20 protein-coding genes are annotated in these 20,473 nt (G+C 60.2%); 7 read left to right on the top strand and 13 right to left on the bottom strand.

Features of this window, described 5'->3' with window-relative positions; all coding sequences use genetic code 11:
* Positions 1-6 precede the first annotated feature (6 nt).
* The 4 genes from gatB to B9N88_RS10960 all read left to right on the top strand — a co-directional run bounded on the left by gatB (position 7) and on the right by B9N88_RS10960 (position 3,466).
* Complete coding sequence (gene gatB / locus B9N88_RS10975) at positions 7-1,452, top strand: Asp-tRNA(Asn)/Glu-tRNA(Gln) amidotransferase subunit GatB (RefSeq protein WP_027604829.1); 1,446 nt, start codon at positions 7-9, stop codon at positions 1,450-1,452.
* A gap of 160 nt (positions 1,453-1,612) precedes the next feature.
* On the top strand, positions 1,613-1,984 hold the full coding sequence (locus B9N88_RS10970) for a septal ring lytic transglycosylase RlpA family protein (protein ID WP_027604830.1): 372 nt from the start codon (positions 1,613-1,615) through the stop codon (positions 1,982-1,984).
* A 58-nt stretch (positions 1,985-2,042) separates the two neighbouring features.
* Positions 2,043-3,089, top strand: coding sequence for a calcium/sodium antiporter (locus B9N88_RS10965; RefSeq protein ID WP_027604831.1), 1,047 nt, complete (start codon positions 2,043-2,045; stop codon positions 3,087-3,089).
* Positions 3,086-3,466, top strand: coding sequence for a carboxymuconolactone decarboxylase family protein (locus B9N88_RS10960; RefSeq protein WP_027604832.1), 381 nt, complete (start codon positions 3,086-3,088; stop codon positions 3,464-3,466). The genes B9N88_RS10965 and B9N88_RS10960 overlap by 4 nt, the downstream gene beginning before the upstream one ends.
* Here B9N88_RS10960 and B9N88_RS10955 read toward each other — a convergent pair.
* The 5 genes from B9N88_RS10955 to kdgD form a co-directional block, all read right to left on the bottom strand.
* Positions 3,463-4,404 carry an AEC family transporter gene (locus B9N88_RS10955; RefSeq protein WP_027604833.1) on the bottom strand — a complete coding sequence of 314 codons (942 nt, stop codon included), beginning with the start codon at positions 4,402-4,404 and terminating at the stop codon, positions 3,463-3,465. The genes B9N88_RS10960 and B9N88_RS10955 overlap by 4 nt on opposite strands.
* A gap of 164 nt (positions 4,405-4,568) precedes the next feature.
* A complete protein-coding gene (gene garD, locus B9N88_RS10950) occupies positions 4,569-6,122 on the bottom strand; it encodes a galactarate dehydratase (protein ID WP_027604834.1) in 1,554 nt (517 codons plus the stop codon).
* Between the two features lie 11 nt (positions 6,123-6,133).
* Positions 6,134-7,498 carry an MFS transporter gene (locus B9N88_RS10945; protein ID WP_027604835.1) on the bottom strand — a complete coding sequence of 455 codons (1,365 nt, stop codon included), beginning with the start codon at positions 7,496-7,498 and terminating at the stop codon, positions 6,134-6,136.
* Positions 7,499-7,596: 98 nt separating this feature from the next.
* Complete coding sequence (locus tag B9N88_RS10940) at positions 7,597-9,042, bottom strand: aldehyde dehydrogenase family protein (protein ID WP_027604836.1); 1,446 nt, start codon at positions 9,040-9,042, stop codon at positions 7,597-7,599.
* A gap of 54 nt (positions 9,043-9,096) precedes the next feature.
* The gene (kdgD, locus tag B9N88_RS10935) at positions 9,097-10,008 is read right to left on the bottom strand and encodes a 5-dehydro-4-deoxyglucarate dehydratase (RefSeq protein ID WP_027604837.1); all 912 of its coding nucleotides are present in this window, start codon (positions 10,006-10,008) and stop codon (positions 9,097-9,099) included.
* Between the two features lie 242 nt (positions 10,009-10,250).
* Here kdgD and B9N88_RS10930 point away from each other — a divergent pair, with 242 nt between their 5' ends.
* Positions 10,251-11,405, top strand: a complete 1,155-nt coding sequence (locus tag B9N88_RS10930) for a hypothetical protein (RefSeq protein ID WP_027604838.1) — start codon at positions 10,251-10,253, stop codon at positions 11,403-11,405.
* 185 nt (positions 11,406-11,590) lie between these two features.
* Here B9N88_RS10930 and B9N88_RS10925 read toward each other — a convergent pair whose 3' ends face one another.
* Positions 11,591-12,337: a FadR/GntR family transcriptional regulator gene (locus B9N88_RS10925; protein ID WP_027604839.1), complete on the bottom strand. Its 747-nt coding sequence runs from the start codon at positions 12,335-12,337 to the stop codon at positions 11,591-11,593.
* A gap of 278 nt (positions 12,338-12,615) precedes the next feature.
* Between B9N88_RS10925 and B9N88_RS10920 the strand changes: the two genes are divergently transcribed.
* Complete coding sequence (locus B9N88_RS10920) at positions 12,616-14,205, top strand: glucan 1,4-alpha-maltotetraohydrolase domain-containing protein (RefSeq protein ID WP_051429330.1); 1,590 nt, start codon at positions 12,616-12,618, stop codon at positions 14,203-14,205.
* Positions 14,206-14,266: 61 nt separating this feature from the next.
* On the opposite strand, the gene B9N88_RS10915 is transcribed toward B9N88_RS10920, so the two are convergent.
* From B9N88_RS10915 to rplM, 7 genes are all read right to left on the bottom strand, one after another.
* The gene (locus B9N88_RS10915) at positions 14,267-14,686 is read right to left on the bottom strand and encodes a ClpXP protease specificity-enhancing factor (RefSeq protein ID WP_027604840.1); all 420 of its coding nucleotides are present in this window, start codon (positions 14,684-14,686) and stop codon (positions 14,267-14,269) included.
* A 17-nt stretch (positions 14,687-14,703) separates the two neighbouring features.
* Positions 14,704-15,321 (bottom strand): glutathione S-transferase N-terminal domain-containing protein, encoded by a 618-nt coding sequence (locus B9N88_RS10910; RefSeq protein ID WP_027604841.1) that lies wholly within the window; start codon positions 15,319-15,321, stop codon positions 14,704-14,706.
* A gap of 148 nt (positions 15,322-15,469) precedes the next feature.
* Positions 15,470-16,249: a cytochrome c1 gene (locus B9N88_RS10905; protein ID WP_027604842.1), complete on the bottom strand. Its 780-nt coding sequence runs from the start codon at positions 16,247-16,249 to the stop codon at positions 15,470-15,472.
* A complete protein-coding gene (locus tag B9N88_RS10900) occupies positions 16,249-17,460 on the bottom strand; it encodes a cytochrome b (RefSeq protein WP_003171746.1) in 1,212 nt (403 codons plus the stop codon). Before B9N88_RS10900 ends, B9N88_RS10905 begins: the two co-directional genes overlap by 1 nt.
* Positions 17,460-18,053, bottom strand: coding sequence for a ubiquinol-cytochrome c reductase iron-sulfur subunit (gene petA / locus B9N88_RS10895; RefSeq protein ID WP_027604843.1), 594 nt, complete (start codon positions 18,051-18,053; stop codon positions 17,460-17,462). Before petA ends, B9N88_RS10900 begins: the two co-directional genes overlap by 1 nt.
* Before the next feature lie 266 nt (positions 18,054-18,319).
* A complete protein-coding gene (gene rpsI / locus B9N88_RS10890; RefSeq protein WP_003171743.1) occupies positions 18,320-18,712 on the bottom strand; it encodes a 30S ribosomal protein S9 in 393 nt (130 codons plus the stop codon).
* Positions 18,713-18,726: 14 nt separating this feature from the next.
* A complete protein-coding gene (rplM, locus tag B9N88_RS10885) occupies positions 18,727-19,155 on the bottom strand; it encodes a 50S ribosomal protein L13 (protein WP_003171742.1) in 429 nt (142 codons plus the stop codon).
* Between the two features lie 248 nt (positions 19,156-19,403).
* Between rplM and B9N88_RS10880 the strand changes: the two genes are divergently transcribed.
* Positions 19,404-20,444: an NADP(H)-dependent aldo-keto reductase gene (locus B9N88_RS10880; protein ID WP_027604844.1), complete on the top strand. Its 1,041-nt coding sequence runs from the start codon at positions 19,404-19,406 to the stop codon at positions 20,442-20,444.
* Positions 20,445-20,473 lie beyond the last annotated feature (29 nt).

Raw genomic sequence — 20,473 nt, 5'->3', positions numbered from 1 at the left:
AACACTATGCAATGGGAAGTTGTGATCGGGCTGGAGATTCATACCCAGCTCGCCACCCAATCGAAGATTTTCTCCGGTAGCGCCACCACGTTCGGCTCCGAGCCCAACACCCAGGCCAGCCTGGTAGACCTGGGCATGCCTGGCGTACTGCCGGTGCTGAACCAGGAAGCCGTGCGCATGGCGGTGATGTTCGGCCTGGCGATTGACGCCGAGATCGGCCAGCACAACGTGTTCGCGCGCAAGAACTACTTCTACCCGGACCTGCCCAAGGGCTACCAGATCAGCCAGATGGAATTGCCGATCGTCGGCAAGGGCTACCTGGACATCCCGCTGGAAGACGGCACCATCAAGCGTGTCGGCGTCACCCGTGCGCACCTGGAAGAAGACGCCGGCAAGAGCCTTCACGAAGAGTTCAACGGTGCCACTGGTATCGACCTGAACCGTGCCGGCACGCCGCTGCTGGAGATCGTGTCCGAGCCGGACATGCGCAGCGCCAAGGAAGCCGTGGCCTACGTCAAGACCATCCACGCGCTGGTGCGTTACCTGGGCATCTGTGACGGCAACATGGCCGAAGGCTCGCTGCGTTGCGACTGCAACGTGTCGGTGCGGCCAAAAGGCCAGGCCGAGTACGGCACTCGCTGCGAGATCAAGAACGTCAACTCGTTCCGCTTTATCGAGAAGGCGATCAACACCGAAGTGCGGCGCCAGATCGAATTGATCGAGGACGGCGGCAAGGTGATCCAGCAAACGCGCCTGTACGACCCGAACAAAGACGAAACCCGCGCCATGCGCAGCAAAGAGGAAGCCAACGACTACCGTTACTTCCCCGATCCGGACCTGTTGCCGGTGGTGCTTGAGGACTCGTTCCTCAATGAGATCCGCGCCACCCTGCCGGAATTGCCGCCGCAAAAACGCGAGCGCTTCCAGGCGCAGTTCGGCCTGTCGGTCTACGATGCCAGCGTACTGGCTTCGAGCCGTGAGCAAGCCGACTACTTCGAAAAGGTCGTGAGCATTGCCGGTGACGCCAAGCTGGCAGCCAACTGGGTGATGGTCGAGCTGGGCAGCCTGTTGAACAAACAGGGCCTGGAGATCGACGAAGCGCCGGTGTCGGCCGAGCAATTGGGCGGCATGCTGCTGCGTATCAAGGACAACACCATCTCCGGCAAAATCGCCAAGACCGTGTTCGAAGCCATGGCCAGCGGTGAAGGCAGCGCCGACGAGATCATCGAGAAACGCGGCCTCAAGCAAGTCACCGACAGCGGCGCCATCTCGGCCGTGCTGGATGAAATGCTGGCGGCCAACGCCGAGCAGGTCGAACAGTACCGTACGGCAGACGAAGCCAAGCGCGGCAAGATGTTCGGTTTCTTTGTCGGCCAGGCGATGAAAGCCTCCAAAGGCAAGGCCAACCCGCAACAGGTGAACGAACTGCTGAAAAGCAAGCTCGAAGGCTGATTGCGATGAATGGTCCGGGCGAGACTTCATGCCTGACTCGGACCTCCTGTGGGAGGGGGCTTGCCCCCGATAGCAGAGTGTCAGTCACTGCTGTTTTGACTGAATCACCGCTATCGGGGGCAAGCCCCCTCCCACATTTGTGATGGGGGGCACCTTGATAATGAAGCGTCTATTAGGTCTATGGGCTCTATTCTCACTGCTGGCCGGCTGCGCCAGCGGCCTCATCGACCCCAACGGCTACGACGAAACCGGCACCGCCTCTTATTACGGCGCCAGGCACCATGGCAAGAAAACCGCCAGCGGTGAACCCTTCAACCAGAACGCCCTGACCGCCGCCCACCGGCGACTGCCCTTCGGCACCCAGGTCAAGGTCACCAATCTCGACAACGACAAATCCGTCGTGGTCCGCATCAACGATCGCGGCCCGCATACCCGTGGGCGCTTGATCGATCTATCACGCAAGGCGGCCGAGCAACTGGGCATGCTGAGCAGCGGCACTGCGCGGGTTCGCGTGCAAGCCTTGAGCAATTGAAGACGGAGCCCTGGCCATTTTCGGATTAACCGCCCTCTCGCCCTGGAGCCTGCTCGAACTGGTCAGCGGCCTGGTGCTGCTGATCCTCGGCGCCGAAATCCTGGTGCGCGCCGCCGTGCGCCTGGCCGCCAGCCTCAAGGTGCGGCCGCTGATCATCGGCCTTACGATCGTCGCCTTCGGCAGCAGCGCGCCGCAGATGACCGTCAGCCTGCAGGCCACCCTGGCCGGCAATACCGACATTGCCGTGGGCAGCGTGATCGGCAGCAGCATCTTCAACATTCTCGTGACCCTGGGCCTGTCGGCGCTGATCATCCCCCTGCGCGTCTCGCGGCAGCTGGTGCGCGTGGATATTCCGGTGATGATCCTCGCCGGGCTGCTGGTGTTTACCCTGGCGGCCAATGAAGAACTGACGCCGGTCGATGGCCTGCTGCTGCTGATTGCCCTGCTGGCCTACCTCGGCGTGCTGCATTACCAGACCCGCCATTCGCGCCGCCCGCGCACCCTGGATACCGTCGCCCGGGCGCCCTGGCTGAGCAGTGTGCTGCAGATGCTGAGCGGGCTGTTGATCCTGGTGCTGGCCGGGCACTTGCTGCTCGGCGCGGCGGTGGATGTGGCGGCGGACCTGGGCCTCTCGGAGCGCATCATCGGCCTTACGCTGATCGGCGTCGGCACGTCGCTGCCCTGCCTGGCCACCTCACTGATTGCCGCCCTGCGCGGCCAGCGGGAAATTGCCGTGGGCAACGTGATCGGCAGCAACCTGTTCAACCTGCTGGGGGTATTGGGGCTGACCGCGCTGCTCGCGCCTTCGCCGCTGTCGGTGTCGCCCAACGCCCTGGACTTCGACCTGCCGGTGATGCTCGGCGTGGTGGTGCTGTGCCTGCCGGTGTTTTATACCGGCTACCGCGTCACCCGCGCCGAAGGCCTGGTGCTGCTGGGCCTGTACCTGGCGTATGGGCTGCACGTGATGTCGTTCACCACCGGCATGCCCCTGGCCAACAAGCTTGAACAACTGATGCTGTATTACGTCCTGCCAGCGCTGGTGGCTTTCCTGTTGTTCAGCACGCTGCGAGCCTGGCGCCGCCAACACAAGAGGGAATCGCAATGACCGATCAGAAAAAGCCCGGGGTTGAAATGCGTCGCCAGGTGATGGGCGATGTGTTCGTCGACCGCGCCCTGGGCAACGCCACCGAATTCACCCAGCCGCTGCAGGACTTCGTCAACGAACATGCCTGGGGCAGCGTGTGGAGCCGCGAAGGTTTGCCGCTGAAGACGCGCAGCCTGATTACCCTGGCCGCCCTCACCGCGCTCAAGTGCCCGCAGGAGCTCAAGGGCCACGTGCGCGGCGCGTTGAACAACGGCTGTACTGTGGAGGAAATTCGCGAAGCGCTGCTGCATTGCGCGGTGTATGCCGGCGTACCGGCGGCGATTGATGCGTTTCGGGCGGCACAGGAAGTCATCGACACCTATCAGAAAGAAGGCTAGATCCAGCCCCCCGCCTGCAACACGAAAATCCCGATGTTCGTGGTCACTGCCGCCATCAGCGTGGTGATCACGATAATCGCCGCCGCCAGTTCATGATTGCCCTCGGCCGCCCTGGCCATCACGAAGCTCGCCGCAGCGGTCGGCGCACCGAAGTACAGGAACAGGATTCCCAACTCCGGCCCGCGAAAGCCCAACAGCCAAGCGCCCAGGGTCGCGACCACCGGCAGCCAGACCATCTTCATCAAGCTCGCGCTCAGCGCCATATTGCCGCTCTTGCGCAACGCCGCCAGGGACAAGGTGCCGCCAATGCAGATCAATGCCAGCGGCAAGGTGGTGTCCGCCAGGTACTGCATGGATTTTTCCAGCCAGCCCGGCAGGCCAATCTGAAAATACGCGAACGGCGCCGCCACGATGACGCTGATGATCAGCGGATTGGCCACCACACTTTTGCAGATGCTCCACGGGTCGGACTTGATCACCGGGCTGTACACCGCCAGCACAATGGTCGACAGCGTGTTGTAGAACAGGATCACCAGCGCCGCGAGGATCGCGCCGAGGGAAATGCCGTAGTCGCCATACATGCTGGCCGCCAGGGCCAGGCCGATCACCCCGTTGTTGCCGCGAAACGCGCCCTGGGTGTAGATGCCCCGGTCTTCACGCTTGCAGCGAAAAATCGCCCAGCCCCAGGCCAGGGCAAAGCTCAGCAGCGTGGCCACGGCAAAATAGATCAGCAACCCCGGCTTGAGCGCCGAGTGCAGGTCGGCGTGGAGGATGCCGAGGAACAGCAGCGCCGGCATGGTGACGTTGAACACCAGGGACGAAGCCGTGTGGATAAAGTTGTCGTTGATCCAGTTGATGCGCTTGAGCAGCACACCCAGGAACAGCATGGCGAATACCGGCGCAGTGATGGTGAGGGTGGTGAGGAAAATTGCCAGCATGCCGGGGAGAACCTTGGTGAGCGTCGTCAGGTGGCTAATGATAAGCCATACAGCCCAACGGCGCCTGATAGACCGCTATCGGGGGCAAGCCCCCTCCCACACTTGAAAGTATTCACAATTCAAACTGTGGGAGGGGCTTGCCCCCGATGGCAGGCGACGCGGTCTCAGGTAATCGGCGCCGGGTTGAACAAGGTGATGTCGTTATGCAGCTTGTGATGCTCCGCCCAGGTCTGCTTCTTACCGCTGGCCACGTCCAGGTAGAAGTGGAACAACTCCCAGCCCAACTCCTCGATGGTCGCGCGCCCGGTGGCAATGCGCCCGGCGTCGATATCGATGAGGTCCGGCCAGCGCTGCGCCAGCTCCGTACGCGTCGAGACCTTCACCACCGGCGCCATCGCCAGCCCGTAAGGGGTGCCACGCCCGGTGGTGAACACATGCAGGTTCATCCCCGCCGCCAGTTGCAGGGTACCGCAGACAAAGTCACTGGCCGGCGTGGCGCAAAAGATCAGGCCCTTGCCCTTGAAGCGCTCGCCAGGGCCCAGCACGCCGTTGATCGCGCTGCTGCCGGACTTTACGATGGAGCCCAGGGACTTCTCGACAATGTTCGACAGCCCGCCCTTCTTGTTGCCTGGCGTGGTGTTGGCGCTGCGATCCGCTTCACCCTTGGCCAGGTAACGGTCGTACCAGTCCATTTCCCTGACCAACTCTTCGGCAACTTCCTTCGTCTCTGCGCGCGAAGTCAGCAGGTAAATGGCATCCCGCACTTCGGTGACTTCGGAAAACATCACCGTTGCCCCGGCCCGCAGCAACAGATCCGAGGCATAGCCCAGCGCCGGGTTGGCGGTGATGCCGGAAAACGCATCACTGCCGCCGCACTGCATGCCCAGGATCAACTCGGACGCCGGCACGGTTTCCCGGCGACGCTGGTCGAGCTTCTTCAGGCGCACTTCGGCCAGGTCCATGATCTGTTCGATCATTTCGGTAAAGCCGTGGCTGGAATCCTGCAACCGATACAGCCACGGCTCGCTGAGGTCGACGGAGCTGTCGTTGTCATGCATCACCTGCCCGGCCTGCAATTTCTCGCAGCCCAGGCTGATCACCAGGGCTTCGCCGCCCAGGTTCGGGTTGCGCGCCAGGTTACGCACGGTACGGATCGGGATGTAGGCATCCGTCGCGGTGATCGCCACCCCGCAGCCGTAGCTGTGGGTCAGCGCCACCACGTCATCGACGTGCGGGTACTTGGGCAGCAATTCGTCCTTGATGCGCTTGACCGCATGATCCAGCACGCCCGTCACGCACTGCACCGTGGTGGTGATGCCGAGGATATTGCGCGTGCCCACGGTACCGTCGGCGTTGCGATAGCCCTCGAAGGTAAACCCCTCCAACGGTGCCTGGGTTTCAGGCACCTCGGTGGACAGCGGCAAGCTGTCCAGCGGTGGCGCGGTGGGCATGCGCAGTTGATCTTCCTGGACCCAACTGCCGCGCGGAATCGGCGCCAGGGCGTAACCGATGGTCTGTCCGTAGCGAATAATCTGACCGCCTTCAGGGATGTCTTCCAGGGTCACTTTGTGGCTCTGGGGGATGAAATCCACGGTCACCAGGCCGTCCGGGAACTCGGTCCCGGCCGGTACGCCCTGGTCGTTGACCACGATCACTACGTTGTCGCGCTCGTGCAGGCGGATGGAGCGCGGCGAGTCGGCATGTTCAATCAACTGCATCACGGGGCCTCTCAGGAATGCGCTTCGGTTAGGTTGGTCAACTCAGGCCCCTTGCTTGGCGGCTCTTTGAGTACTACACGCTTGATCGGGCCGACGATGACCAGATAGCTGAACACCGCCACCAGCGCGTTGGCGCCGACAAACACCAGGGCCCACTTGAACGAGCCGGTGGTGCTGATGATGTAGCCGATGACAATCGGCGTGGTGATCGACGCGAGGTTACCGAAGGTGTTGAACAAGCCGCCACTGAGACCGGCGATTTGTTTCGGCGAGGTGTCGGACACCACCGCCCAGCCCAATGCGCCAACACCCTTGCCGAAGAAAGCCAAGGCCATGAAGCCCACCACCATCCATTCAACGTCTACATAGTTGCACGCGATGATGCTGCTGGAGACCAGCAGGCCGGCAATGATCGGCGCCTTGCGGGCGAACGTCAGCGAATGGCCTTTGCGCAGCAGGTAGTCGGAAATCACCCCGCCCAGCACGCCACCGATAAACCCGCAGATCGCCGGCAACGAGGCGATGAAACCGGCCTTGAGGATGGTCATGCCGCGGTCCTGCACCAGGTAAACCGGGAACCAGGTCAGGAAGAAGTAGGTGATGCCGTTGATGCAGTACTGGCCCAAGTACACGCCAAGCATCATGCGGTTGGTCAGCAACTGACGGATGTAATCCCACTTCGGACCGTCGGTTTTCTTACCCTTGCCCTTGTCCTGGTCCATATCGACCATCGCGCCATTGGCGGCGATGTGATTGAGCTCGGCTTCGTTGATCATCGGGTGCTGGCGCGGGCTGTGGATAACTTTCAGCCAGATCAGCGAGAACACGATGCCGATCACGCCCATCACGATAAACACGTGCTGCCAGCCGAAGCGGTAGACGATCCAGCCCATCAACGGCGCGAACAACACCGTGGCGAAGTACTGCGCCGAGTTGAAGATCGCCGAGGCCGTACCGCGCTCGGCGGTCGGGAACCAGGCGGCAACAATGCGCGCGTTACCGGGGAAGGACGGCGCCTCGGCCAGGCCCACCATGAAGCGCAGCATGAACAGCGCAACCACTGCGGTGGAGACACCGAACTCACCGACGTAGCCTTGCAGCACGGTGAACAGTGACCAGGTGAAGATGCTCAGGGCGTAGACTTTTTTCGAGCCGAATCGGTCCAGCAGCCAGCCACCGGGGATTTGCCCGGCCACGTAGGCCCAACCGAATGCGGAGAAGATATAACCGAGGGTGACCGCGTCGATGCCGAGGTCTTTTTGCAGGCTGGAGCCCGCGATTGCGATGGTGGCCCGGTCGGCGTAGTTGATCGTGGTCACCAGGAACAGCATGAGCAGGATCAAATAGCGGACATGGGTCGGCTTGGTCGCTTGCATGTAGAAGTACTCCCACTAATTATTTTTTTTGCGGGTAATGGTTTTCTGTTTTTGTCGTGGGGACCGGCAGGCCTCCGGCCCCCACTGGGTGTTGCGTATTACGAACCGATGTAGCTGGTTTTCACCACGGTGTAGAACTCCTGCGCATAGCGACCTTGCTCCCGCGAGCCATAGGACGAGCCTTTACGGCCACCGAATGGAACGTGGTAATCCACACCTGCGGTCGGCAGGTTGACCATCACCATCCCCGCCTGGGAGTGGCGCTTGAAGTGGTTGGCGTACTTCAACGACGTGGTGGCAATGCCCGCCGACAAACCGAACTCGGTGTCGTTGGCCATGGCCAGTGCCGCCTCGTAGTCCGCCACGCGCACGACGTTGGCGACCGGGCCGAAGATCTCTTCACGGCTGATACGCATGGCGGCTTCGCTGTCGGCAAACAGCGTCGGCGCCAGGTAGTAGCCTTCGGTGTCGCAGGTGACCAGGCCGCCACCGCTCACCAGCCGCGCACCTTCGCTTTGGCCGATGTCGATGTACTTCATGTCCTGGTCCAGTTGGGCCTGGGAAACCACCGGGCCGATGTCGGTGCCGCTTTTGAGCGCGTGGCCGACCTTGATCGACTTCATGCGCTCGGCCATGGCCGCGACGAACTGGTCGTGGATACCGGCGGTGACGATCAGGCGGCTGGACGCCGTGCAACGCTGGCCGGTGGAGTAGAACGCGCTCTGTACCGACAGCTCGACGGCCTGCTTGAGATCGGCGTCGTCGAGAATGATCTGCGGGTTCTTGCCGCCCATTTCCAACTGCACTTTGGCTTGGCGCGATACGCAGCTGACAGCGATCTGGCGACCCACACCGACGGAACCGGTGAAGCTGATGCCGTCGACTTTCGGGCTGTTGACCAGCACATCGCCCACCACACGGCCGCTGCCCATTACCAGGTTGAACACGCCGGCAGGGAAACCGGCGCGGGAGATGATCTCCGCCAGGGCCCAGGCGCAGCCCGGTACCAGTTCAGCCGGTTTGATCACCACGCAGTTGCCGTAGGCCAGGGCCGGGGCGATTTTCCAGGCGGGAATCGCGATCGGAAAGTTCCACGGGGTGATCAGGCCGACCACGCCAAGGGCTTCACGGGTGACTTCCACATTGACGCCCGGGCGTACCGACGGCACGTAGTCGCCGGACAACCGCAGGCATTCACCGGCGAAGAACTTGAAGATGTTACCGGCGCGGGTCACTTCGCCGATGGCTTCCGGCAGGGTCTTGCCTTCTTCCCGGGCCAACAGGGTGCCGAGTTCTTCGCGACGGGCGAGGATTTCACTGCCGACTTTATCCAGGGCATCGTGGCGAGCCTGGATCCCGGAAGTGGACCAGGCCGGGAATGCGGCGCGGGCGGCGTCGATGGCGGCGTTAACCTGGGTGACGTCGGCCTTGGCGTATTCACCAATGACATCGGACAACTCCGACGGGTTGAGGTTGACGCAGTAATCGGCGCCGGCAACCCATTCACCGTTGATGTAGTTCTCAAAACGCTTTACTTGGGACACGAATCTTCTCCTGACGCAAAAGGCCGCTGATTGCTCAGCGGCCTTGTGGATAATTTATTGCGGACCTTGCTTGTCGATCAGCGCGGCCAGGGCTTCGTATTCTTCCGGCAGCAGATCGGTCAGCGGCGTGCGCACAGGGCCTGCGTCATAGCCGACGATTTTTGCACCCGCCTTGACGATGCTCACGGCATAACCGGCCTTGCGGTTACGGATGTCCAGGTACGGCAGGAAGAAGTCGTCGATGATCTTGGCGACGGTGGCGTGATCGTCCTTGGCAATGGCGTGGTAGAAATCCATCGCGGTTTTCGGGATGAAGTTGAACACCGCCGAGGAGTACACCGGTACGCCCAGGGCCTTGTAGGCAGCGGCGTAGACCTCCGCGGTCGGCAGGCCGCCGAGGTAGCTGAAACGATCACCCAGACGGCGGCGGATCGACACCATCAACTCGATGTCACCCAGGCCATCCTTGTAGCCGATCAGGTTCGGGCAGCGCTCGGCCAGGCGTTCCAGCAGCGGAGCGGTCAGGCGGCACACGTTGCGGTTGTAGACCACCACACCGATCTTGACTGATTTGCACACCGCTTCAACGTGGGCGGCAACCCCGTCCTGGCTGGCTTCGGTGAGGTAGTGCGGCAGCAGCAACAGGCCTTTGGCGCCCAGGCGCTCGGCTTCTTGCGCGTACTCGATGGCCTGGCGGGTCGAACCACCGACACCGGCGAGGATCGGCACGCTGGTGGCGCAGGTATCCACGGCGGTCTTGATCACTTGGGAATATTCGCTGGCGGCGAGGGAGAAAAACTCACCAGTGCCGCCCGCTGCGAACAAAGCAGTGGCGCCGTAAGGGGCCAGCCATTCCAGGCGCTTGATGTAGCCCGCCTGGTGGAAGTCACCCTGGGCATTGAAATCGGTCACCGGGAAAGACAGCAGACCGTGGGAGAGGATGGACTTCAGTTCTTGTGGATTCATTATTCGAACACCCTGGGCGAAGACTTTCTATTGAAAGGTTGTTGGTTTTGTTGATGTCGTACGTCATCGTACAACTATAAATAATTTCGTCAACTGCAATTCATCGGCGTTGTGCACTTGAGGGCGTTGAAAGGCTTGGGCAGCGCTGTTCTTGACGTAGGAAATTATTCCTCTATGCTCTGCATTGCTGTATATACATACAGCATTCAAGGAAGATTCCTACGACATAGCAAGGAGCTAACATGTCAGGTCCTGAACTCGCAGCACCCGCAAAAAAACCGCCTACCCTGCGCTTCGAAGGCGGTGAACACACCGCCATCGGCGACGATACGCTGTTGCGCTTCAGCAAGGACGCCCCGGCAATCCCCGCGCGGCAAGTCGAACTGCACCTGCCCAACGGGCTGGCACTCACCTACGGCCAAGTGATCGCCCTGGGCGGTGATTTTTATGGCATCCCCGGCCAGCCCATCAACGAAGGCACCTCACCTGCCGATCGTATGCAGCGTTTCAGCGCCGCGTTCAACTCACTGGCCGTGCTGCCGGCCTCGCGGGACGAAGCGCCGAAGATCCTGGCGGTGATGCAAAAAGAGATCAACGCGGTCAACCAGGCGATCAAGGACGGCAAGCAAGCCCATGAAGCCTATGATGCCCTGGGTGATACGTTGTCCGAGGAATGGAACCGCATCACCGGTGGCGGCAGCGCGGTGTCGGCACTGATCCCACTGGGGCGTTACCTGAAACTGGCGGCGGACAACGCCGACCACTTCGGCGAATGGGCGCTGGCAGCCTACCTGGCGGGGCATGCAGCCGCCTTGCAACAGGCCGTGGTGGCCCACCAGACCGGTACCGATCAGGCATTGGAGCTGGCCTACGCCATGAACGGCTTTGCCGATCACTTCTTGACCGATCTATTTTCTGCCGGCCACCTGCGCGTGCCGCGCAAACAGCTGGCGGCGGTCGTCACTCCGGGCGAACTGGGCTCGCTGATCAGCCGCTTCATGCACGATGAAGACAGCAAGTTCGGGCTCAAGGTGCGCAATGCCGTGGGTGACGAGTGGCATGCCTATGGCGACAAACGCTATTTCGACAGTCTCGACGCAGCCAATCGGGCACAGGTCAAACGCGCCGTTCAGGCATCCGCTGATGAGATCTTCGAAACCTTCATCAGTGGCGTTGCGCCCTCCCCGGCCAACTTCAAGGCACCGCTGTATGTGCCGGATCTGAATGCCGCGCAGAACCCGGCGAATAACTTCTCGCCATTGTTCAAGATGGAGGGCGACAAGGTGCTGCGACGCAAGGACGTGAATGACCTCAACGACAAGCACTGGACCAATGATTGGTGGGGGTGGAGTACGTATTTGTTGCTTAAGGATTACAAGCCGAATACCCCGGCTTGAGCGGTACCGCCTGTCGATACTGTGAGCTCTAACAGTTATGTACCGTTCATCAAGGGCGGATAACACACCTCAGGGGCTTAGGCATTGGCTCCTGAGGCGAACACTGGACTCGTTAGCGTCCTACATCCAATCAATGCAAACGTCATAGAAAAACGCTGGACAGCACATGAGCCACCTGCTGACGATCAGCCTGCCCTTTCAGCCTCTTCATGGGCATGGCGCAGCCGCTCACGGCTATTGGTCAGGTGCAAACGCATCGCAGCCCGCGCCGCATCCGAATCCTGGCGGGCAATCGCCTCATAAATCTCTTCGTGTTCGCGGCTCAGGCGTCCCATGTAGTGCTGGTGGTCATCATGGGCCAGGCGTGCCGAGTTCAGGCGCGTACGCGGGATGATGCTGGTGCCCAGGTGGGTCATGATGTCGGTGAAGTAGCGGTTGCCGGTGGACAACGCAATTTCCAGGTGGAATGCGAAGTCCGAGGCCACCGCATCACCGGCGTGCGCCGCGCTTTCATTCAGGGCATCGAGGGCCGCGCGCATGGCGGCCAGCTGTTCATCGCTACGGCGCAGTGCGGCCAGCCCGGCGGATTCCACTTCAAGGCTGATACGCAGTTCGAGAATCGCCAGCACATCACGCAGGGTCACTACGGTGGCCGGATCGATGCGAAAGCCGCTCGGGCTCGGCGTGTCGAGCACAAAGGTGCCGATACCATGACGGGTTTCAACCTGCCCCGCCGCCTGCAAGCGGGAGATGGCCTCGCGGACCACGGTGCGGCTGACGCCATGGGCGTCCATGATCGCCGATTCGGTGGGCAGCTTGTCGCCACGTTTGAGTTGACCATCACGGATCTGCTCGGACAGCACCGTGACCAATTCCTGGGCAAGGCTGCGGCGCTTGCGGGGAAGACGAGGGGCGGTGCTGGCGTTTTCCATGTGGAATCATCTATCTCGGCGGACTAAAACAGCATCATAGCCCATGGCGGTTGTACGATCACCGTTTGTACCGCACTTTCATGTACAAGCGGGCAGCTTTCAGCTCCGGCTGTATAGGGCTCCCGTGAAAAGGGGGTTCAAATTCGAACATAACGCGTGGCTACTTCACGCCTGGGTCTTAGTGCCAAACGTTCTCGCGCACCTGGCAATTATGACAGCAGACGGTTTTCCATCCCCGTAGCAGAGTAAAGCCTGTTCCAGCAAACAGGTGCCGGGTGATGAAACGCACAGGCTGGTATTGCACAACGATTGTCTGGCTGCTGGCATGCGCCGTCCACGCTGCACCGCCAAGCGTGCGCAATGGCGGTGGAGAAGACATCCTGCTGCAGGGTTTCCACTGGAACTCCAGCCGCAATGCCCCGCAGAAATGGTATGAGGTGCTGGCACAAATGGCCCCCACTATCGGCCAGGACGGCTTCACCAAAGTCTGGCTGCCGCCCGCCTGGAGCGATCAATCCAGTTGGAGCGACGCGACGTCGGGAACGTCGGGCGGCGGTGAAGGCTACTTCTGGAGCGACTTCGACAAGAACAGCCAGTACGGCAGCGACAGCCAGCTCAAACAGGCGGTCGCCGCCCTGGCAGGTGCCGGCGTGCAAGCGATATACGACGTGGTGCCCAACCATATGAACGACAAGCTGCCAAGTAAACAGATACGCTTTCCCAGGGGGCTCAAGCTGTGGCGCGATGACTGCACCGCCCCCGTCGCCTGTGATGAGGGCGATGCGTTCATGAGCGGTTCGGCCGACCTCAACACAAGCAACTCGGAAGTCTCGCAGCGCTTCATGCAGGAATTCAGGAACCTGCGGGACAACTACAGCGCCAAAGGCTTGCGCTTCGATTTTGTGCGCGGCTACGCGCCGGAGCGGGTCGATGTGTGGATGAAAAACTTGGGTGACCAAGCGTTCTGCGTCGGCGAGTTGTGGAAAGGCCCCGGCGAGTATCCGGCGAACGACTGGCGCAGCCAGGCCAGTTGGCAGGATGCGTTGAAGGACTGGTCGGATCGGTCCCACTGCAGCGTGTTCGATTTTGCCCTCAAGGAGCGCATGCAAAATGGCAGCTTGGCCGAGTGGCGTCATGGCTTGAATGGCAATCCCGAACCGGCATGGCGGCAGGTCGCGGTGACCTTTGTCGACAACCACGACACCGGTTATTCGCCAGGGCAATACGGCGGGCAGCATCATTGGCCCCTTGCCGACCCGCAACGCAATATCGCCTATGCCTATATCCTGCTGAGCCCGGGTACGCCGACTGTGTATTGGCCCGACATGTACGACTGGGGCCGGGGCGACCTGATCCGCGAGCTGATCAGCCTGCGCAAGGACGCCGGCATCAGGGCCGATTCACCCATCAGTTTCCAGACCCACTATTCCGGATTGGTGGCCGCCATCCAAGGCAGCCGCAAGCGCCTGCTGATCGCCTTGGACTCCGACCTTTCCAAGGTGCCTGACGGCTTCAGCCCTGCCCTGTTTGCGGACGGGCAGCGCATCCGCTCGTGGCAGGCCGCCCCGGCACCTTCCGACACCACGACCACCCTGCACTGCGACAATGTCAGGCCGGAGCTCGGCCAGGCAGTCTACGCAGTGGGGTCGCCTATCGAACTCGGCGCCTGGGACCCGGCCCACGCTATCGCACTGCAATCCGGCGCATCCAATCGCTGGAGCGGCACTGTCGTGTGGCCCACACAGCAACACATCAAATGGAAATGCCTGATCCGCAGCCTGAGCAATGTCAACGAGGTCTACTGGCAAGGCGGCGTCGACAATCAGTTCACCACGGGGGCCGCCAGCGAAACAGCGGGGAGTTTTTGACAAAAAAATGCCCCGGCAGAGCCGAGGCATTTTTTAACGCAGGCCCGAAGACTTACGCACTTTACTTCACCACTTTAAGGCTCGGCCGACCGCTTGGACGCGGTGGCTCGGTATCCGGTGGCGGCACATCATCGCCATCTTCCTCTTCAATCACTTCGTCGTCCTCGAAAGGCGACTCCAGATCGAACACCATGCCTTGGCCGTTCTCCCGGGCATAGATGCCGAGGATAGCGCCAATCGGCACGAACAGCGTATGCGGCACACCACCGAAGCGCCCTTCGAAGCTGACCGCTTCATTGTCCATGTGCAGGTGGCGCACGGCGCTGGGTGATACGTTCAACACAATCTGCCCGTCACTGGCAAAACCCTGCGGTACCTGAACCGCAGGAAATTCGGAATTGACCAGCATGTGCGGGGTGCAATCGTTATCCACAATCCACTCATAGAGCGCGCGGACCAGGTAAGGTCGACTGGAGTTCATCAACGGCTCCTTAAGCCTTAGCGCATATCGCGTTCGACACCAGACAGACTTGCCTGGAAAGCCTCACGCGCAAACTGGCGCTCCATGTAATCAAGCAACGGCTTGGCAGGCCGTGGCAGTTCAATGCCCAGAATCGGCAAGCGCCAGAGTATGGGTAATAGGCAGCAATCCACCAAGCTTTGTTCCTCGCTGAGGAAAAAAGGTTTATCGGCGAACAACGGCGAAACACCGGTCAGGCTCTCGCGCAATTCCTTGCGCGCCTGCACCCGAGCGGCTTCTTTGCTGCGGGTATCCAGGATCAAATCCACCAGCCCGCACCAATCTCGCTGGATCCGATGGATCAGCAGGCGGCTGTTGGCACGGGCCACCGGATACACCGGCAGCAAAGGCGGATGCGGGTAACGCTCATCCAGATATTCCATCACCACGGTTGACTCCCACAACGCCAGGTCACGATCGACCAGGGTGGGCAAGCTGCCGTAAGGGTTCACTTCGATCAGTTTCGGCGGATGACGACCCACCTCCACACTGATGATCTCGGCGCTGACACCCTTCTCTGCGAGTACGATGCGTACTCGGTGGGAATAGTGGTCGGCGGGGTCGGAGTAACAGGCCAACCGATTGGTCACGCCCATGGCGGTCCTCCTCGCTTGTTGAAATTATGGAAAGCTCAAAAACGAGCGCGCCCAGAAAGCATCTCTGCAGCCTCTGGAAAGTCCAGGTCGCTACGGGTTAGAGATGCCGCTGGGCGCGCAAGATTAACAGCAATTGCTTACGGTTGGATCAATGCACATCCTTCCAGTATTCGCGTTTAAGCAGATAAGCGAATACGAAGAAGAAAGCCAGGTACAGCAAGACATACGTCCCGATGCGCTGGTGTTGCAGTTTGACCGGGTTGGCCGAATAGGCCAGGAAGGTCACCAGATTCTTGACCTTCTCGTCAAACTGCTCGTCAGTCAACGAACCAGGGGTTTCTATCTTCAGTTGATCGCACGCTTCATGGGTCAAAGGCGTACCGGTCAACGGATCATATTGCTTCTTGCCGTCTTCGACGACCTGAACCTGCTTGCATCCTACCACTTGCTTGCCTTGCAGGCCGACCAGAACGTTAGGCATGCCGACGTTCGGGAACACACGGTTGTTCACGCCATAAGGGCGCGCCGGGTCCTCGTAGAAGGATTTCAGGTAGCCGTAGAGCCAGTCGGTGCCGCGTACACGTGCCACCAGAGTCAGGTCAGGCGGTGCTGCACCGAACCAGGTCTTGGCGTCGGCAGGCTTCATGCCGATATTCATGTGGTCGCCGATCTTGGCACCGGTGAACACCAGCTTCTCCAGCATCATTTCATGGGGGATACCGAGGTCATCGGCCACCCGCTCGTAACGCTGGAACTTGGCGCTGTGGCAGCCCATGCAGTAGTTGGCGAACGTACGCGCGCCGTCTTGCATAGCCGCCTTGTCAGACACGTCGATATCGACTTTTTCCAGTTCCGGGCCGCCGTGCTCGGCAGCGAAGGACAGTAGCGGCAGCGCCGCAAGCATCAATGCAACGAATAATTTTTTCATCAGCCAGTCACCCTTTCCGGAACCGGTTTGGTCTTCTCGAGCCGGGTGTAGAACGGCATCAGAATGAAGTAGGCGAAGTACAGGAAGGTGCAGACCTGCGACAGCAGCGTACGCTCCGGGGTCGGCGCCAATACGCCCAACACGCCCAGAATCACGAATGCAATGCAGAACACCCACAGCCAGATTTTGCTCAGCCAGCCTTTGTAGCGCATGGACTTGACCGGGCTTCGGTCGAGCCACGGCAACACGAACAGCACCGCAATGGCCGCGCCCATGGCGATGACGCCCATGAGTTTGTCGGGGATCGCCCGCAAGATCGCGTAGAACGGCGTGAAGTACCAGACCGGGGCAATGTGCTCAGGTGTCTTGAAGGCGTTCGCCTGTTCGAAGTTAGGCTTCTCGAGGAAATAACCACCCATCTCCGGGAAAAAGAACACGATCGAGCAGAATACGAAGAGGAACACGACCACGCCGACAATGTCTTTCACGGTGTAGTACGGGTGGAACGGGATGCCATCCAGCGGGATGCCGTTCTCGTCCTTGTGCTTCTTGATGTCCACGCCATCCGGGTTGTTGGAACCCACTTCGTGCAGCGCCAGGATGTGCAGCACCACAAGGCCCAGGATCACGATGGGCAGCGCCACGACATGCAGGGCGAAGAAGCGGTTCAGGGTGATACCGGAGATCAGGTAGTCACCGCGGATCCACTGGGTCAGGTCGTTGCCGATGACCGGGATCGCACCGAACAGCGAGATGATCACCTGGGCGCCCCAGTACGACATCTGGCCCCATGGCAGCAGGTAGCCCATGAAGGCTTCTGCCATCAGCGCCAGGTAGATCAGCATGCCGAACACCCACACCAGCTCGCGGGGCTTCTGGTACGAACCGTAGAGCAAACCACGGAACATGTGCAGGTAGACCACGATAAAGAACGCTGAAGCGCCGGTGGAGTGCAGCAGACGCAGGATCGAGCCGTACTCGACGTCACGCATGATGTATTCGACGGAAGCAAACGCCTCCTCCGCCGACGGGGTGTAGCTCATCGTCAGCCAGACACCGGTGACGATCTGGTTGACCAGCACCAGCAGTGCCAGGGAGCCAAAGAAGTAGAAGAAGTTGAAGTTCTTCGGGGCGTAATACTTGCTGAGATGGTCTTCCCACATTTTAGTAGCGGGGAAGCGTGCATCGACCCAATCCATGAACTTGCTCATCACGCGTTCTCCTTATCGAGGCCAATGACAATGAGGTCGTCAGTTTCGTAGGTATGCGGAGGCACGGGCAGGTTCAAGGGAGCGGGCTGGGACTTGTAGACGCGACCCGCCAGATCGTAGTGGGAGCCGTGGCAGGGGCAGAAATAACCACCGACCCAGTCTTTCCCCAGATCGACTGGGGCAACTTCCGGGCGGAAAGTGGGTGAGCATCCCAAGTGGGTACACAGGCCGACCAGCAGCAGAATCTCTGGCTTGATCGAACGTGCTTCGTTTTTGGCGTAGGCGGGTTGGTCGGATTTCTCAGATTTGGGGTCAGACAACTGGCCTTCGATCTTTTTCAGATTTCCCAGGATTTCCTCCGTACGACGAACAATGAATACCGGCTGGCCGCGCCACTCAGCAATCATCTGCTGGCCTGGTTCGATCTTGCTGATATTCACCTTCACCGGTGCACCTGCGGCTTTCGCCTTGGCACTGGGAAACCATGACCCCACGAACGGGACCGCAGCCCCCACCGCTCCTGCAGCACCCACCACGGATGTGGCTGCTACCAAGAAGCGACGCCGGCCTGCATTCACGCCGTCATTGCTCATTCAGTCCTCTCCCATCAGCTTTTTGGCCTGTTAAATCAGGCGTCTACTAAGTATTAAATCTGAACTTATAAAAATTTTGCCGAATGGTAATGAAAAGCCCCACGTCTGACAAGGGAATTGCCCGGGGCTCCGCCTCCAGGCCTTGTAGTATAGGGGGTCTACGGATGTGGCAAGTTGTCACGGTGAAAAATGTGCATAAATCGCAGGCAATAAAAAACGCCCAGCTCCGTAAGGAGGCTGGGCGTTTTTGTGGAACGTAAAGCGAATTAACGCTTCGAGTACTGCGGACGCTTACGCGCTTTACGCAGACCGACTTTCTTACGTTCAACTTCACGGGCATCACGAGTCACGAAGCCAGCTTTGCGCAGAGCGCCACGCAGGGTTTCGTCGTACTGCATCAGAGCGCGAGTGATACCGTGGCGGATTGCGCCAGCTTGACCACTTACACCGCCACCGATAACGGTGACGTAGATGTCGAACTTTTCAACAGTCTCGGTCAATTCCAGCGGCTGACGAACTACCATGCGGGCAGTTTCGCGACCGAAGAAGTTATCCAGAGTGCGGTTGTTGATCGAGATGTTACCAGTGCCCGGACGCAGGAAAACGCGTGCGGTTGCGGTTTTGCGACGGCCAGTGCCGTAATTTTGAGTCGCCGACATAATGAACTATTCCGTTAAAACTTCAGTTCTTGGGGCTGCTGAGCAGCATGAGGGTGTACAGCGCCCGCATAGACTTTCAGCTTGCGAAACATATCGCGACCCAGTGGGCCCTTCGGCAGCATGCCTTTGACCGCGATTTCGATCGGGGCTTCAGGCTTCTTGGAGATCAGGCCTTCAAAGTTGGAAGACTTGATACCGCCTGGGAAACCGGAGTGACGGTAGTACATTTTGTCTTGCGCTTTGTTGCCGGTAACACGTACCTGCTCAGCGTTGATGATCACGATGTAGTCACCGGTGTCAACGTGAGGGGTGTACTCAGGCTTGTGCTTGCCACGCAGACGGCTGGCGACTTCAGTGGCCAGACGACCCAGGGTCTGACCAGCGGCGTCGACGACAAACCAGTCGCGCTGAACTGTTTCCGGTTTTGCAGTAAAAGTTGTCATTCTTTAATAGCCTCAGGGGCCGCCCTGTAAATTAGACGGCGGATCTTACTGAATAGTGCTTACTTTGACAAGTCAAAGGCAGCCGGATACAGACGCTATCGGGGGCTCGGGTCGGCGCGTCCGTTCAACGGCAAGATTCTTCGGCAGGCGGCGCATCACTTCCACTGCAGAAAGAGGTGGGCAATTATGCAGATTGCGAAAAAAAATTCAACCTGCTTTTATGATTGTTTTCCCTGAAGGAGTACCCGATGGATTATCGACAGCTGGGCCGAACGGATCTGAACGTGAGCGCGATAGCCCTGGGCACCATGACCTGGGGCGAGCAGAACAGCGAGGCAGAGGCCTTCGCGCAGATCGAACGGGCCAAGGCGGCGGGGATCAACTTCCTCGACACCGCAGAAATGTACCCGGTGCCGCCCAAGGCCGACACCTATGCCACCACCGAGCGTTACATCGGTAATTACTTCAAAAGCCGCGGCGACCGTGGCGACTGGATCCTCGCCAGCAAGATCGCCGGCCCCGGCAACACCATCGACTACATCCGCGACGGCCACCTGCGCCACAACCGCAAGCACATCGTCGAGGCACTGGACGCCAGCCTCAAGCGCCTGCAAACCGACTGGATCGACCTCTACCAGTTGCACTGGCCGGAGCGCAGCACCAACTTCTTCGGCCAACTGAGCTACAAGCACAAGGACGAAGACGACCTGACCCCGCTGGAGGAAACCCTCGAAGCCCTGGACGAGCAGGTCAAGGCCGGCAAGATCCGCCATATCGGCCTGTCCAATGAAACCCCGTGGGGCACCATGAAATTCCTGGCCCTGGCCGAAGCCCGTGGCTGGCCCCGCGCGGTATCGATCCAGAACCCCTACAACCTGCTCAACCGCAGCTTTGAAGTGGGCCTGGCCGAAGTGGCCATCCGTGAGCAATGCGGCCTGCTGGCTTACTCGCCCCTGGCGTTCGGCATGCTCAGCGGCAAGTACGAAGGTGGCGCACGCCCGGCCAAGGCGCGCCTGACCGAGTACAGCCGTTTCAGCCGCTACTTCAACCCGCAGTCGGAGGCGGCGTGCAGCCGTTACGTGGCACTGGCGCGGGAGCATGGCCTGGATCCGGCGCAGATGGCGTTGGCGTTTGTGACCCAACAACCGTTCGTGACCAGCAACATTATTGGCGCCACGAACCTGGAGCAACTGGACAGCAACATCGCCAGTGCTGATCTGAAACTGTCGAAAGAGGTGCTGGAAGGGATTGAGGCGATTCAGAAGGATCATCCGAATCCGGCGCCTTGATTGATCTGTAGACCGCTATCGGGGGCTTG

This window comes from Pseudomonas sp. LAMO17WK12:I1 (assembly GCF_900177315.1).
Classification (GTDB): domain Bacteria; phylum Pseudomonadota; class Gammaproteobacteria; order Pseudomonadales; family Pseudomonadaceae; genus Aquipseudomonas; species Aquipseudomonas marginalis.
Note: the sequence above shows the minus strand (reverse complement) of the source record. Positions and strands in the feature narration are given on the sequence as shown.